The following is a 13,527-nucleotide window of genomic DNA, read 5'->3' on the forward strand; positions in this document are numbered from 1 at the left end:
GACGCACCCCTCACCCAACCCATAAGTCCCCATACGTCCAGGAGCATTCATGCGAACCCAGAGCCGACGGAGGCCGCGCGCACTCGCCGCGGCAGCCGCAGGGACGCTGCTTGCCCCGCTGCTCTCCGGCTGCTGGGCCGGGGCGGGCGGGACCGGTTCCGGCGACTCCATCAACGTACTGATGGTGAACAACCCGCAGATGGTCGAACTGCAGAAGCTCACCGCCGCCCACTTCACCAAGGAAACGGGCATCAAGGTGAACTTCACGGTCCTGCCCGAGAACGACGTCCGCGACAAGATCAGCCAGGACTTCGCCAACCAGGCGGGCCAGTACGACGTCGCCACGCTCAGCAACTACGAGATCCCGATCTACGCCAAGAACGACTGGCTGCACGAGCTCGGCTCGTACACCCGCAAGGACACGGCGTACGACGAGAAGGACGTACTGCCGTCGATGCGCCAGTCCCTCACCGGGGACGACGGCAAGCTCTACGGACAGCCCTTCTACGGGGAGTCGTCCTTCCTGATGTACCGCAAGGACGTCTTCGAGAAGGCCGGTCTCACCATGCCGAAGAAGCCCACCTGGCAGCAGGTGGGGAAGCTCGCGGCGGAGGTGGACGGCGCCGAGTCCGGGATGAAGGGCATCTGCCTGCGCGGCCTTCCGGGCTGGGGCGAGCTGATCGCGCCCCTGACGAGTGTGGTGAACACCTTCGGGGGGACGTGGTTCGACAAGGACTGGAAGGCCCGGCTTGACTCCCCCGAGTTCAAGAAGGCGACACAGTTCTACGTGGACCTCGTGCGCGAGCACGGCGAGTCCGGAGCCGCCCAGTCCGGCTATGCCGAGTGCCTGAACAACCTCACCCAGGGCAAGACCGCCATGTGGTACGACGCCACGGCCGCCGCCGGGTCGCTGGAGTCCGCCAAGTCCCCGGTCAAGGGCAAGATCGGCTACGTACCCGCGCCGGTGGAGAAGACCGAGAGCTCCGGGTGGCTCTACACCTGGGCCTGGGGTCTGCAGAAGGCGTCGCGCAACCCGGACAAGGCCTGGAAGTTTGTCTCCTGGGCGTCCAGCAAGGAGTACGAGGAACTGGTCGGCGAGAAGATCGGCTGGTCCAACGTCCCCGCGGGCAAGCGCGCCTCCACGTACGCCAACCCCGAGTACCGCAAGGAAGCCGCCGCCTTCCAGGACGTCACCCATGCCGCCATCGAGGGCGCGAAACCGCGTGACCCGGGCGTGCAGCCCCGGCCCGCGCCCGGCATCCAGTTCGTCGGCATACCCGAGTTCACCGACCTCGGCACGAAGGTCTCCCAGGAGATCAGCGCGGCCATCGCCGGACGCCAGTCCGTCGAATCGGCCCTCAAGAAGTCACAGAAGCTCGCCGAGAAGATCGCCGAGGAGTACGAGGGACGATGACCGCCACCGCGAGTACCCCCACCGTCGCGCCCCCGACCGCGCGCGCGTCCTCCCCCAGGAAGCCGGGCGGCAGGCTGCGCGCCTGGGCCACCAGGGCCCCGCTCCTGCCCGCCCTGATCTTCATGGTCGTCGTCACCCAGCTGCCGTTCGTGGCCACGCTGGTGATCTCCTTCTTCGACTGGAACGCCCTCTACCCCGACGCCCGCAGCTTCGCCGGGCTCGACAACTACTCCGAGGTCCTCACCGACCCGGACCTGCGCAAGTCCGTCCTGACGACCATCGTGCTCACGGCCACGGTGGTGCTCGCGAGCCTCGTCATCGGACTCGCTCTCGCCCTGCTCCTCGACCGGAAGTTCCGGGGCCGTGGTCTGGTGCGTACGTTGCTGATCGCGCCCTTCCTGCTGGTGCCGGTGGCCGCCGCGCTGCTGTGGAAGCACGTGCTCTACAACCCTGAGTACGGCCTCTTCAACGGCCTCCTGAACTGGGTGGGCGGTGAGGGCGCGGCGCAGCCCGACTGGGTGTCCAACACCCCGCTGATCGCCATCGAGGCCTCCCTGATCTGGCAGTGGACGCCCTTCATGATGCTGATCCTGCTCGCCGGCCTGCAGAGCCGCGACAGCGAGCTCATCGAGGCGGCCCGGATGGACGGCGCGGGCAACTGGCAGGTGTTCCGGTATCTGACGCTGCCGCATCTGCGGCGCTATCTGGAGCTGGGGGCGCTGCTCGGCTCGATCTACATCGTGCAGAACTTCGACGCCGTCTTCACGATCACCTCGGGCGGTCTGGGCACGGCGAACCTGCCCTACACCGTCTACCAGAGCTTCTACCAGGCCCACGAGAACGGTCTGGCGTCCGCCGCCGGTGTCCTCGTCGTCATCGGTTCCATCATCATCGCGACCTTCGCGCTGCGGGTCGTCTCGTCCCTGTTCCGTGAGGAGGCGTCCCGCGCATGAGCACCGTAGCGACGCGAGTACGTACACAGCCCGGGAGCCGCTTTCGCATCCGGGGCTCCGCCGGCCTCGGCCTCGCAGCCTGGCTGGCCGGCATCCTGTTCTTCCTGCCCATCGCCTGGATGACGCTGACCTCCTTCCACTCGGAGGAGGACGCGGCGACCAACCCGCCCTCGCTCGCCGCCTCGCTCACCCTGGACGGCTACCGCGAGTTCTTCGGCTCGGGCGGCGGCGCGAGCCCCTGGCCCGCGCTCATCAACTCGACCGTGGCGTCGGTCGCATCGACCCTGCTTGTGCTGATCCTGGCGCTGCCCGCCGCGTACGCGCTCTCCATCAGGCCGGTGAAGAAGTGGACGGACGTCCTGTTCTTCTTCCTCTCGACGAAGATGCTGCCGGTCGTGGCGGGTCTCCTGCCGATCTATCTCTTCGCCAAGAACACCGAGATGCTCGACAACATCTGGCTGCTCGTCATCCTCTACACGTCGATGAACCTGCCGATCGCGGTGTGGATGATGCAGTCCTTCCTCGCCGAGGTGCCGGTCGCGATCATCGAGGCCGCGCAGATCGACGGGGCACGGCTGCCCACCATCCTCGCGCGCGTGGTGGCCCCCATCGCGCTGCCGGGCATCGCGGCGACGTCCCTGATCTGCTTCATCTTCAGCTGGAACGAACTCCTCTTCGCACGGGTGCTGACGGGCGTCGTCGCCCAGACCGCCCCTGTGTTCCTGACCGGCTTCATCACCAGCCAGGGCCTCTTCCTGGCCAAGGTGTGCGCCGCGTCGCTCGTGATCTCCCTGCCGGTGCTCGCCGCGGGGTTCGCCGCCCAGGACAAGCTGGTCCAGGGCCTGTCGTTGGGAGCCGTCAAGTGAAGGCCGCCATCATCGAGTCCGTCGGCAAGGCCGTCGTCGGCGAGGTGCCCGACCCCACGCCGGGGCCGCGCGAGGTCGTCGTCGAGGTCGCCGCGTGCGGTCTGTGCGGGACCGATCTGCACATCCTGCAGGGCGAGTTCGCGCCCACGCTGCCGGTGGTTCCGGGGCACGAGTTCGCCGGGGAGGTGGTGGGGCTCGGGCGCGAGGTCACGGAGCTCGCGGTCGGCGACCGGGTCGCGGTCGACCCCTCGCTGTACTGCCACGAGTGCCGCTACTGCCGCACCGGCCACAACAACCTCTGCGAGCGCTGGGCCGCGATCGGCGTCACCACGGCGGGCGGCGCGGCCCAGTACGCCCTCGCGCCCGTCGCCAACTGCGTGCGGCTCCCCGAGCACGTACGCACCCAGGACGCGGCCCTCATCGAGCCGCTGTCCTGCGCGGTGCGCGGCTACGACGTGCTGCGCGCCCGGCTCGGCGCCCACGTCCTGATCTACGGCTCGGGGACGATGGGCCTGATGATGCTGGAGCTCGCCAAGCGGACGGGAGCGGCGAGCGTGGACATCGTGGACCTCAACCCGGACCGCCTCGCCACGGCGCGGCAGTTGGGCGTATCGGGGTCGGCCGCGGGCGCGGACGAGCTCGACCGGCCGCAGGGCTGGGACATCGTGGTCGACGCCACGGGGAACGCGAACGCGATCCAGGACGGCATCGGGCGCGTCGCCAAGGCGGGGACGTTCCTGCAGTTCGGGGTCGCCGACTACGCGACGCGGGTCAGCATCGACCCGTACCGCATCTACAACCAGGAGATCACCATCACCGGGTCGATGGCGGTCCTGCACAGCTACGAGCGGGCGGCGGAGCTGTTCGCCGGGGGTGTTCTCGACCCGGACGTCTTCATCAGCGACAGGCTCCCCCTGGACACCTACCCCCAGGCGCTGGAACGTTTCGCCTCGGGCATGGGCCGGAAGATCGTGGTGGTGCCCTAGGAATGGCCGCGGCGGCGGGGAGAGAAACTTCCGCGGGTAAGGGAACGGCAAAGCCGGGACGTTCGTTACCCCGGACATGACCGCTATGACACCCGGCTCGAACATCCCTCTCTCCGCCACCCGCGTGGCGGTTGACGTCGCCGCTCCGGTGCGGCTCGACGTGTCGGGCCTGCTGCTCACCGCCGACGGCAAGGTGCGCTCCGACGACGACTTCATCTTCTTCAACCAGCCCTCGGGCCCCGGTGTGACCTACCAGTCGGGTGGCGGCACCACGCCCGACAAGATCACGGTGGACACCAGTGCCGTGCCCGCGGGCATCGAGAAGATCGTCGTCACCGCGAGCCCGGACGCGCCGGGCCAGTCCTTCCAGGGCATCGAGCCCACCGCCACCATCCGCAACGCGGACGACGGAACCGTCCTCGCCTCGTTCACGCCCCCGCAGCTCGGCGGCGAGACCGCCCTGGTGATCGTCGAGGTCTATCTGCGCAACGGCGCGTGGAAGGCGCGCGCCGTCGGCCAGGGGTACTCCAACGGCCTGGCCGGCATCGCGACGGACTTCGGTGTCTCGGTCGAGGAGCCCGCCGCCCCGGCGGCTCCGGCGCCCGCCGCCCCGATGGCGCCCCCGTCCGGCGCCCCCGTCCAGGGCCCGCCCCCGCCGGCCGCGGACCCCCGCGTCGCCGCGCCCGCCGCCCCCGCCGCTCCCCCGGCGCCCGCGGCCCCCGCGCCCGGCGCCGGGAAGATCAACCTGGACAAGGGCCGGGTCAGCCTCCAGAAGAACCAGACCGTGTCCCTGGTCAAGGGCGGCAAGCCGCTCCTCTCGCAGGTCAAGATGGGCCTCGGCTGGGAGCCCGCGTTCCGCGGCAAGGACATCGACCTGGACGCCTCCGTCATCGCGTACGGCCCGCAGCGCAACCACGTGGACAGCTGCTACTTCGGCAAGCTGTCGATCGTGAACGGCGCGATCAAACACTCCGGCGACAACCTCACGGGCGAGGGCGGCGGTGACGACGAGGTGATCGTCGTGGACCTGGGCCGGCTGCCGCAGGACGTCACGGGCCTCGTCTTCACGGTGAACTCGTTCTCGGGCCAGAAGTTCACGCAGGTCGCCAAGGCGTACTGCCGCCTGCTCGACGCGGCGACGGGTGAGGAGCTGGTCCGCTTCGACCTCACGAACGCCGAGGCGCAGACGGGCGTGATGATGGCCAAGCTGATCAAGCAGTTCACCGGCGAGTGGGAAATGACCGCCATGGGTGACTTCGTCAAGTCACGCACCGTGCGCGGAATGGTGAAGCCCGCGGCGCAGGCGCTGTAGCCGAGGCGCGCACCTCCGGCGGCCGTGAGAGGCCGCCGGAAGCCTCTGGAGGCAAGCGCAGGGGCGGCCGGCGGGGAAGGGATGACCTTCCCGTCGGCCGCCCCTTGTCGTACGTGGGGACGCGCGCGCAGGCGTACGTCAGATCAGAGCTTGGCCAGCTTGGGATAGGGGCTCAGGAACCTTCCCTGGCGGCCTGCGAAGTCGATGACCACTGCTTCCTCGCCTTCCACTCCGACGATCCGTCCGAGTCCGTACTGATCGTGGGAGACCCGGTCGCCCACGGCGAACTGCTCGATGGGCGGCGCGGGGGGCGGCGGAACGTTGAAAGGGCTGTTCGGCAGGTGGCGTCGGGTACCGGGGGGCCTCGTCATGTTCTGAGTATGCGCCCTCCGGACCCCGCCGCACCATGCTCCGAGCTCACACGGTCCTCACATCGGCATCAAACCGACACACAATTGCAGGTTCCCCGTAGCGGTACGTAGTTGTTCCGTGGCACCACGCGCACGACGCGCACATACGTGCACCAGGGGCCTCGGCCGCCTTCGCGATTCAGCGGAAGGACAGGAGGGGCCGAAGGGATCAGAACAGGGCACTGTAGGCATTCAGGGCGGGCTGTCCGCCGAGGTGTGCGTACAGGACGGTCGCGTCGCGCGCGATCTCCCCCCTGTCCACCAGGTCGATCATCCCGGCCATCGACTTCCCCTCGTACACCGGATCGGTCACCATGCCCTCCGTGCGGGCCGCGAGCCGCATCGCGTCGAGGGTGGCCTCGTCGGGGAGTCCGTAGGTCCCCGCGTGATAGCGCGCGTCCAGCTCGATGTCGGCGTCCTTCACCTCTGCCTGTACGCCGATGAGTTCGGCGGTCCCGCGGGTGATCCTGGCGATCTGCTCGCGGGTACGGCCGGGATCGGCGGAGGCGTCGATGCCGAGGACGCGGCGGGGGCGGGCCCCCTCCTCCGCGAGCGCGGCGAAGCCCGCGACCATCCCGGCCTGCGTGGACCCGGTCACCGAGCAGACCACGACGGTGTCGAAGAACACCCCCAACTCCTCCTCCTGCTCGGTCACTTCGTAGGCCCAGCGCGCGAAGCCCAGGCCGCCGAGGCGGTGCTCGGAGCAGCCCGCCGGGATCGCGTACGGCTTGCCGCCGGACTCCTCGACCTCCCGCACCGCCTGCTCCCAGCTCTCCTTGATGCCGATGCCGAACCCGGCGCGCACGAGGCGTACGTCGGCGCCCGCGAGCCGGCTCACGAGGATGTTGCCGACCTTGTCGTACACGGAATCGGGCCAGTCGACCCAGCTCTCCTGGATCAGCACGCACTTGAGTCCGGCGCGGGCCGCGACGGCCGCGACCTGGCGGGTGTGGTTGGACTGGACGCCGCCGATCGACACGAGGGTGTCGCAGCCCTGCGCCAACGCGTCGGCCACCAGGAACTCCAGTTTGCGCGTCTTGTTGCCGCCGTACGCGATGCCGGAGTTGCAGTCCTCGCGCTTGGCCCAGAGCGCGGCGCCGCCGAGGTGGTGGGTGAGGCGGTCCAGGGGATGGACGGGCGAGGGGCCGAAGAGGAGGGGGTAGCGGGCATACGAATCGAGGGGTGTGGACACGTGGGCCTCCGGCCGGTTCAGGGCTGCAGGGGCGCCGGACACCACGGCCGCCACGAACCGGCGGCTTGGCCGCCCGCAGTGCCGCGATGCGGGCGGCGTGTTCGCCTGAAATGCTAGATGTCAACTCGCCCCGTGGGCAATGGCCTTGGGCGTGCGCGCCCACGGCCAGTCGCTCGAAGTGCCCGTCTCCAGCAACTGCACCATTCGGAACGCCGCGTCCGAGAGCCCGCCGAAGACATGACGATTGCCCGTGCCGGACTCGCCGTGGCCCACCCGGTGGCCCGCGAGGTTCCAGGTGTAGACGGGGATGTGCGCCGGGACCTGCTCGGTCGGGTCACCGTGGTAGTTGTACGTCGCCTGCTCGTCGGTGACGATCAGGACCCGGTCGTGCTTCTTGTAGAAGCGGCGCACCGCCTCGGTGGTGTTCGTGCCGCCGAGGCTGCCGAAGCGCTCGAGCACCTTCAGGACGGACTCGCCCTTGCCGTACGTCACCCGGGCGCTGGTCGTGCCGAACTCGACCAGGTCCGCGTGCGCCGCCCGCAGGGCGAGCGCCGTGCCGAAGACCGCGGCCGCGTCGGCGCGGTTGAGCTGCGAGCGGTCCGAGAGCGGCGACCACATCGAGCCCGAGCGGTCGACCAGGATCAGCGAACGGCCGGGCAGGGCAGGCACGTTGGCCAGCGAGTGGCCGAGCGCCTGCTCCAGCGGGTACGCCCAGCGCAGCGACGGCGCGTGCTGGTACGCGGCGAGGTAGCGGAAGGGGAACTGTCGCGACTTCGCGACCTGTGCCGGGTCCGCGAGCTTCGCCGCGACGACACCGGCCACCTCGTCCGACACCCCAGCCTCGTCGAAGTTGCGCAGGTTCCGGACGAGCGCCATCACGCCCATGGACGGGATGACGGCTTCCCAGGCCGCCTTGTCCATCGGCCCCTGCAGCCAGCCCGCGAGCGCCTCCCAGGTCATGCCCGCCTCGGCGAGCCGCGCGGCCCCGCCCGTCCCGGTGACCACCGCGCGCCGCTCGGCGACCGGCACCGCCATCAGCGCGCGGTGCGCGGCCAGGATGCGGGCGGAGGCGGGCGGGACAGCGGTCTCGGGGTGGTGGCGGCGGTCGAGCGCGTACTGGAAGAGGGCGCCCTGCCACGGCTTGTCCGCGTCGGGCGTGGCGTGCACGAGGTTGAGGATGTCGCCGAAGCGGTACCCCTTGGACGCCATGTCGTACTTCAGCAGCGCCTTCTCGCCGTACAGGCGGCGCACGGCGTCGGCGATGCCGCGCTTGACGGGCTTGGGGACGTTGCGGCCGTACGTCGCCGTCCAGTACCCGAGCAGCTCGCCGGGCTCGTCAGGGCGGCGCAGCACCGAGTCGACGACCCGGCGGTTGGCGGGGCCGTCGGTGACGCCCGCGTCGAGGCGCGCCTTGACGTACTCGGCGGCGCCGACCAGCGAGGCCGTGCGCATGTTGCCGTCGCCCCGCAGCCAGCCGAGCAGACCCGCGGTCCACTCCGGGTCCTCGACGGCGAGGCGCCGCACGAGCGCGGAGAAGCGGTCGTCGCGGGCGCCCCCGCCCTCGTAGAAGGTCCGCTGGGACACGAAGTTCGCCACCGAGAGCAGGAAGAGCTCGGAGCGCGGGTCGCGCAGGTGACCTCGGCCGCCCTGGTGGGTCGGCGCGAGGCGCCCGGTCGACTTCACGGCGGAAGTGACGAGCGCCTTCGCGGCCTTGGTGTTGAAGCGTGCCATGTGAATTCCCCCGAATTCGAATTTCTGGGGAAGACGGCACGGCAAGTTCGGGTGTCCAGAGTTCCATTCGGCTGAACTGACGATGGTGCTCTAACCCCTGAGCTACTCCGGCCTGTTGGTGCCGGAGACGGGACTCGAACCCGTCCGCTCCCCATTATGAGTGGAAGTAAGTCCTGCCTTCGCACCTGGACGGGACTCACTTTAGGAGGGTGAACTCAGGGGGCACCAATTCTTTTTCGGTGCGGGCCCGCATTCAGTGGCGCCGACGCCGCCACGGCCCCGTGATCGCCAGCAGGATGCCGGGGGTCTGGATGCTGGCGTAGAGCGTCTTGCCGTCGGGGGAGAACGTGACGCCGGTGAACTCGCTGTAGGAGGGCTTCTCGGGGGTTCCCGCGTTGAGTTCGTTGCGCGCGATGGGGTAAGTGCGGCCGCGCTCGGTCGCCCCGAAGAGGTGCTGGACGCCGTCGCCGTCCTCGGCGATGACGAGGCCGCCGTACGGGGAGACGGTGATGTTGTCCGGGCCGTCGAAGGCGCCGTCCTTGGCGGGGTCCGGATTGACGCCCAGGAGCACCTTCAGGGTGAGGGTGCGGCGCGACGGGTGGTAGAACCACACCTGCCCGTCGTGCGCGACGGGGCTCTCGTCACGGGCGAACGAGGCCACGATGTAGACACCGCCGTCACCCCACCACATGCCTTCGAGCTTGCGGGCGCGCGTGATGTCGCCGTCGTCGAACTGCTCGCGCACCGGGACCGTGCGGGCGTCGCGGTCCGGGACCTCGACCCAGTCCACGCCGTACACAGTGCCGATCCTGGTGGCGCGGGACAGGTCGTCCACGAAGCGGCCGCCGGAGTCGAAGCACTTGGGCGCCTTCAGGACGCCCGCGTCGTCGGCGAGCCTGCGCAGCTTGCCGCGGCCGTGCTCGAAGCCCTGCGGCGGGGTCCAGCGGTAGAGCAGGCCGTTGGGGCCCGACGCGTCCTCGGTGAGGTAGAGGTGGCCGCGCTTGGGGTCGACGACGACGGCCTCGTGGGCGTAGCGGCCAAGAGCCTTGATCGGCTTGGGGGCACGGTTGGCACGCCGGTCGTAGGGGTCGACCTCGAAGACGTAGCCGTGGTCCTTGGTCATGCCGTTCTGCCCGGCCCGGTCCTCGGTCTCCTCGCAGGTCAGCCAGGTGCCCCAGGGAGTGCTGCCGCCCGCGCAGTTGGTGGCGGTACCCGCGATACCGACCCACTCGGCGACCTGTCCGCCGCGGCGGACCTCGACGACGGTGCAGCCGCCGGCCGCGGCCGGGTCGTAGACGAGGCCTTCGGTGAGCGGGACGGGGTGCGCCCAGCGGGAGCGGGGGCCGCCGAGCTCATGGTTGTTGACGAGCAGTGTGACGCCGCGCGGGCCCTCGAAGGTGGCCGTGCCGTCGTGGTTGGACGGCGTGAACTCGCCGGTCTCCAGCTTCGTCTTCCCGCTGTGGGTGAGGACGCGGTACGAGAATCCGGCGGGCAGCGCGAGCAGGCCATCCGGGTCGGGGACGAGGGGGCCGTAGCCGGGGTCGCGGCCCAGCCCATCGGCCCCGCCCGCCGTCGTCTCCTCGGCGGCGAGCGCATTGGGGGCGGTGGCGAGCGCGCCGACACTGCCGGTCAGCGCGACCCCCGCTCCGGTGATCGCGGAGCGTCTGGCGAAGTCCCTGCGGGTGAGCGACATGATGTCTCCTGGGGCGGGTTCCGGCCGGGCTGTTTCGGCGTCACGTTCCCGCTCACGTATAAACGGCGGTTGAACGCCGTCCGACGTCAAGGGGCTTCCTTCCATGAACCTGCCAGGCACCGACCGCCGCGTCCTGATCAGCGGCGCCTCCCGAGGCCTGGGCAGAGCCCTCGCCCGCGCCTTCGCGGAGAACGGCGACCGCGTCGCGGTGCACTACGGCTCACGCGAGGACGACGCGCGCGCGACGCTCGCCTCGCTCAAGGGCGAGGGGCACGTCCTGGTGGGCGGCGACCTGTCGGATCCGGCGGGCGCGGCGGACGTCGCGGGGCGGGCCGCCGATGCGCTCGGCGGCGTGGACGTGCTGGTCAACAACGCCGCCGTGAATCTGCCGCATCCCCTCGCCGACACGTCGTACGAGGACTGGGCGGCGCTCTGGCACCGGCACGTATCGGTGAACCTTCTCGCGACGGCCAACCTCAGTCACCTGGCGGCACGCCGGATGATCGACCAGGGTACGGGCGGCCGGATCGTGAACATCGGCTCGCGCGGCGCTTTCCGCGGGGAGCCCGACCACCCGGCGTACGGGGCGACCAAGGCGGCCGTGCACGCGCTCGGCCAGTCCCTCGCGGTGTCGCTGGCGCCGTACGGGATCGCGGTGGCGTCGGTGGCCCCCGGGTTCTTCGAGACCGAACGGGTGGCCCACCGGCTGAGCGGTGACGAGGGCGCGGCGATCCGCGCGCAGAGCCCCTTCGGGCGTGCGGGCACGGCGGACGAGATCGCCGCGGCGGTGCTGTGGCTGGCTTCACCGGTCGCGGAGTGGGCATCGGGTACGGTCCTCGACCTCAACGGCGCCTCACATCTGCGTACGTGACCCGGAGGTTCGCGGTCCTGAGCCAGTGGTCGGAAGAATCTTCGTAAACAAGGTCAACAGGAGCGGATCGCCCGGAAAGCCAAGATTTCGTGCGGAACGCCTTGACCCGCCCTCCGCACGGCAATAGACATCCCCTACCTGCATCACCCGTTGGGGGAGGCGAGCCGCGTGGACGCATCGCAGGCACGCAGCCTCCATGAGGACCGGCTGATGAAGCTGGCCAATGTCACCGGCGTCGGCATCGGCAAGGACGACTCCTCGGGGGCGGACGTGATCGTCGTGTTCGTGACCCGCAAGGTGCCCCGTGACCGGCTCCGGGACGAAGACGTGGTTCCGGCAGTGCTGGAAGGCGTCCCCGTACGCGTGCTCGCCATCGGTGAGCCCGCGGCGCAGTAGGACGGCCTGCGGAGGCGGACCGGAACTCCACCCTTCAACCAAGGGGAAGAGGTGGTCTGGCGTGGTGAGCCAGCCCGAATTGATGCGAGGACCCACCGGCGGTCAGCTCAGCGACAGCTCGCGCCAGCAGGCGGCAGGGGACTTCCTGGGCCCCCGGACGTCACTGGCCAACGTCGTCGGCTTCGGTCACGGCGTGAAGTGGATCGAGGGTGAGCCCACCGGCGAACCCGCGGTCATCGTGTTCGTGACCCAGAAGGTTCCGGAGTCCATGCTCCCGGAGCGGGACGTCATCCCCGCCCAGATGGACGACGGCACCCCCACCGACGTGGTCGCCGTCGGCCATGTCGCCGCGCAGCGGCAGCAGCGCAAGGCAGGGCGCACCGAGGACCGCTCGGTGACGTACGGGCCCGACGGCGGCGTGAGCGAGCAGCTCGCGGGCCTTTCGCAGCCCATGCTCGAAGAGCTCTCCGGGCTCGGCGCGTACGAGCCGCAGCTCCTCAAGCGCCGGATGCGCCCGTGTCCCTCCGGCGCCTCGGTCGGCAACGTACGCGTGACGGCGGGCACGCTCGGCAGCGTGGTCTACGACTTCCTGCCCGGCGCCTCGGTCGACCCGCCCGGACCCGGCCTCGGTGTGCCGGCGAAGTTCTACATCCTCTCCAACAACCACGTGCTCGCCGACTCCAACCGCGCCCAGCTGGGCAGCGCGATCGTGCAGCCGGGTGTCTTCGACGGCGGTCAGGACCCGGCCGACCGCATCGCGACCCTGGAGCGCTTCATCACGATCCAGTTCGCCCCGCAGACCCCGCTGGAGCGGCACAACAACGTCGTCGACGCGGCGCTCGGCACCGTCGACTTCCAGGACGCGACCCGCGAGACGTACTTCAGCGGTGCGCCGCGCGCCTGGCGCCGCAAGGCGAACGTCGCGGTCGGCGACCTGGTGAAGAAGACCGGCCGTACGACCAACATCTCCTTCGGCCGGATCATCGCCGTCGACGCCACCATCGACGTCAACTACGGCACGGCGGGCACGGCCCGCTTCAAGGACCAGATCCTGACGACGAACATCTCGGCGGGCGGCGACTCGGGGTCCCTGGTGACCTCACTCGACAACGTCGCGCTGGGCCTGCTGTTCGCCGGTTCCTCGACCGTCACCGTGCTCAACCACTACGAGAACGTCCGCGCGCTGCTGCGCATCGAGGTATCCGAGCAGCTGGCCTGACCGGTCGCACCACGAGAGGAGGGCTTCCATGACCACTCAGGCACGCAAGCAGAAGGGCCGGGCCCGCGCGGAGCACCGCTTCCACAATCCGCAGGGCGCCGAGGTCAAGACGCGTGACGAGGCGTTCGCCGCGCCCCAGGAGGTGTCCGCGGAGGCGGTCGCCACCACCTGCAAGCTGGAGCTGCACAACGGGGCGATCACCTTCGCCGTCGAGGTGAAGTTCAACCCGAACACCTACCCGCACGTGGTGGTGGGCGGTCAGATCACCTCGGGCATCTGCGGCGCTCCGTGGGACATCACGGGCGGCTTCATCGGCGACAGCATCCGGCTGGACGCCAAACGCACGGGCCAGGGCTCCTGCGCCAACACGATCACGATCGTCGGCGAGTACCAGAACCCTCCGGCGTACCGGGGTACGTACGGCTTCGACGGCGCCACGTCGTCGTTCAAGCACACGACGCTGTACCAGTGCTGAGGTATCAGT

The 13,527-nt window shown here is 70.0% G+C and carries 13 protein-coding genes; 9 read left to right on the top strand and 4 right to left on the bottom strand.

All coding sequences use genetic code 11. The features are described from left to right. Window positions 1-49: 49 nt before the first annotated feature. From ACWD02_RS29395 to ACWD02_RS29415, 5 genes are all read left to right on the top strand, one after another. Window positions 50-1,414, top strand: a complete 1,365-nt coding sequence (locus ACWD02_RS29395; RefSeq protein ID WP_451215560.1) for an ABC transporter substrate-binding protein — start codon at window positions 50-52, stop codon at window positions 1,412-1,414. Next, window positions 1,411-2,367, top strand: coding sequence for a carbohydrate ABC transporter permease (locus ACWD02_RS29400; protein ID WP_451215562.1), 957 nt, complete (start codon window positions 1,411-1,413; stop codon window positions 2,365-2,367). The genes ACWD02_RS29395 and ACWD02_RS29400 overlap by 4 nt, the downstream gene beginning before the upstream one ends. Beyond that, a complete protein-coding gene (locus ACWD02_RS29405; protein WP_451215564.1) occupies window positions 2,364-3,233 on the top strand; it encodes a carbohydrate ABC transporter permease in 870 nt (289 codons plus the stop codon). Before ACWD02_RS29400 ends, ACWD02_RS29405 begins: the two co-directional genes overlap by 4 nt. Next, window positions 3,230-4,219, top strand: coding sequence for a zinc-dependent alcohol dehydrogenase family protein (locus ACWD02_RS29410; protein ID WP_451215566.1), 990 nt, complete (start codon window positions 3,230-3,232; stop codon window positions 4,217-4,219). The genes ACWD02_RS29405 and ACWD02_RS29410 overlap by 4 nt, the downstream gene beginning before the upstream one ends. Before the next feature lie 85 nt (window positions 4,220-4,304). Next, on the top strand, window positions 4,305-5,531 hold the full coding sequence (locus tag ACWD02_RS29415; protein WP_451216001.1) for a TerD family protein: 1,227 nt from the start codon (window positions 4,305-4,307) through the stop codon (window positions 5,529-5,531). A gap of 143 nt (window positions 5,532-5,674) precedes the next feature. Here ACWD02_RS29415 and ACWD02_RS29420 read toward each other — a convergent pair whose 3' ends face one another. From ACWD02_RS29420 to ACWD02_RS29435, 4 genes are all read right to left on the bottom strand, one after another. After that, complete coding sequence (locus tag ACWD02_RS29420; RefSeq protein ID WP_135329399.1) at window positions 5,675-5,902, bottom strand: CarD family transcriptional regulator; 228 nt, start codon at window positions 5,900-5,902, stop codon at window positions 5,675-5,677. Between the two features lie 208 nt (window positions 5,903-6,110). After that, entirely contained in the window at window positions 6,111-7,133 is a 1,023-nt protein-coding gene (locus ACWD02_RS29425; RefSeq protein WP_451215568.1) for a 1-aminocyclopropane-1-carboxylate deaminase, read from the bottom strand. Between the two features lie 120 nt (window positions 7,134-7,253). Then, window positions 7,254-8,864, bottom strand: a complete 1,611-nt coding sequence (locus tag ACWD02_RS29430; protein ID WP_451215570.1) for a TROVE domain-containing protein — start codon at window positions 8,862-8,864, stop codon at window positions 7,254-7,256. A gap of 253 nt (window positions 8,865-9,117) precedes the next feature. Next, on the bottom strand, window positions 9,118-10,557 hold the full coding sequence (locus ACWD02_RS29435; RefSeq protein ID WP_451215572.1) for an alkaline phosphatase PhoX: 1,440 nt from the start codon (window positions 10,555-10,557) through the stop codon (window positions 9,118-9,120). A gap of 103 nt (window positions 10,558-10,660) precedes the next feature. Between ACWD02_RS29435 and ACWD02_RS29440 the strand changes: the two genes are divergently transcribed. The 4 genes from ACWD02_RS29440 (at window position 10,661) to ACWD02_RS29455 (ending at window position 13,518) form a co-directional block, all read left to right on the top strand. Further along, complete coding sequence (locus ACWD02_RS29440; protein ID WP_451215574.1) at window positions 10,661-11,428, top strand: SDR family NAD(P)-dependent oxidoreductase; 768 nt, start codon at window positions 10,661-10,663, stop codon at window positions 11,426-11,428. 168 nt (window positions 11,429-11,596) lie between these two features. Continuing rightward, window positions 11,597-11,824, top strand: coding sequence for a hypothetical protein (locus ACWD02_RS29445; protein ID WP_451215575.1), 228 nt, complete (start codon window positions 11,597-11,599; stop codon window positions 11,822-11,824). Window positions 11,825-11,888: 64 nt separating this feature from the next. Then, window positions 11,889-13,043: a hypothetical protein gene (locus ACWD02_RS29450; RefSeq protein WP_451215577.1), complete on the top strand. Its 1,155-nt coding sequence runs from the start codon at window positions 11,889-11,891 to the stop codon at window positions 13,041-13,043. Window positions 13,044-13,071: 28 nt separating this feature from the next. Further along, window positions 13,072-13,518, top strand: a complete 447-nt coding sequence (locus tag ACWD02_RS29455) for a hypothetical protein (RefSeq protein WP_451215579.1) — start codon at window positions 13,072-13,074, stop codon at window positions 13,516-13,518. The last annotated feature ends 9 nt before the right edge of the window (window positions 13,519-13,527 follow it).

Source organism: Streptomyces sp. NPDC002853 (assembly GCF_053591915.1).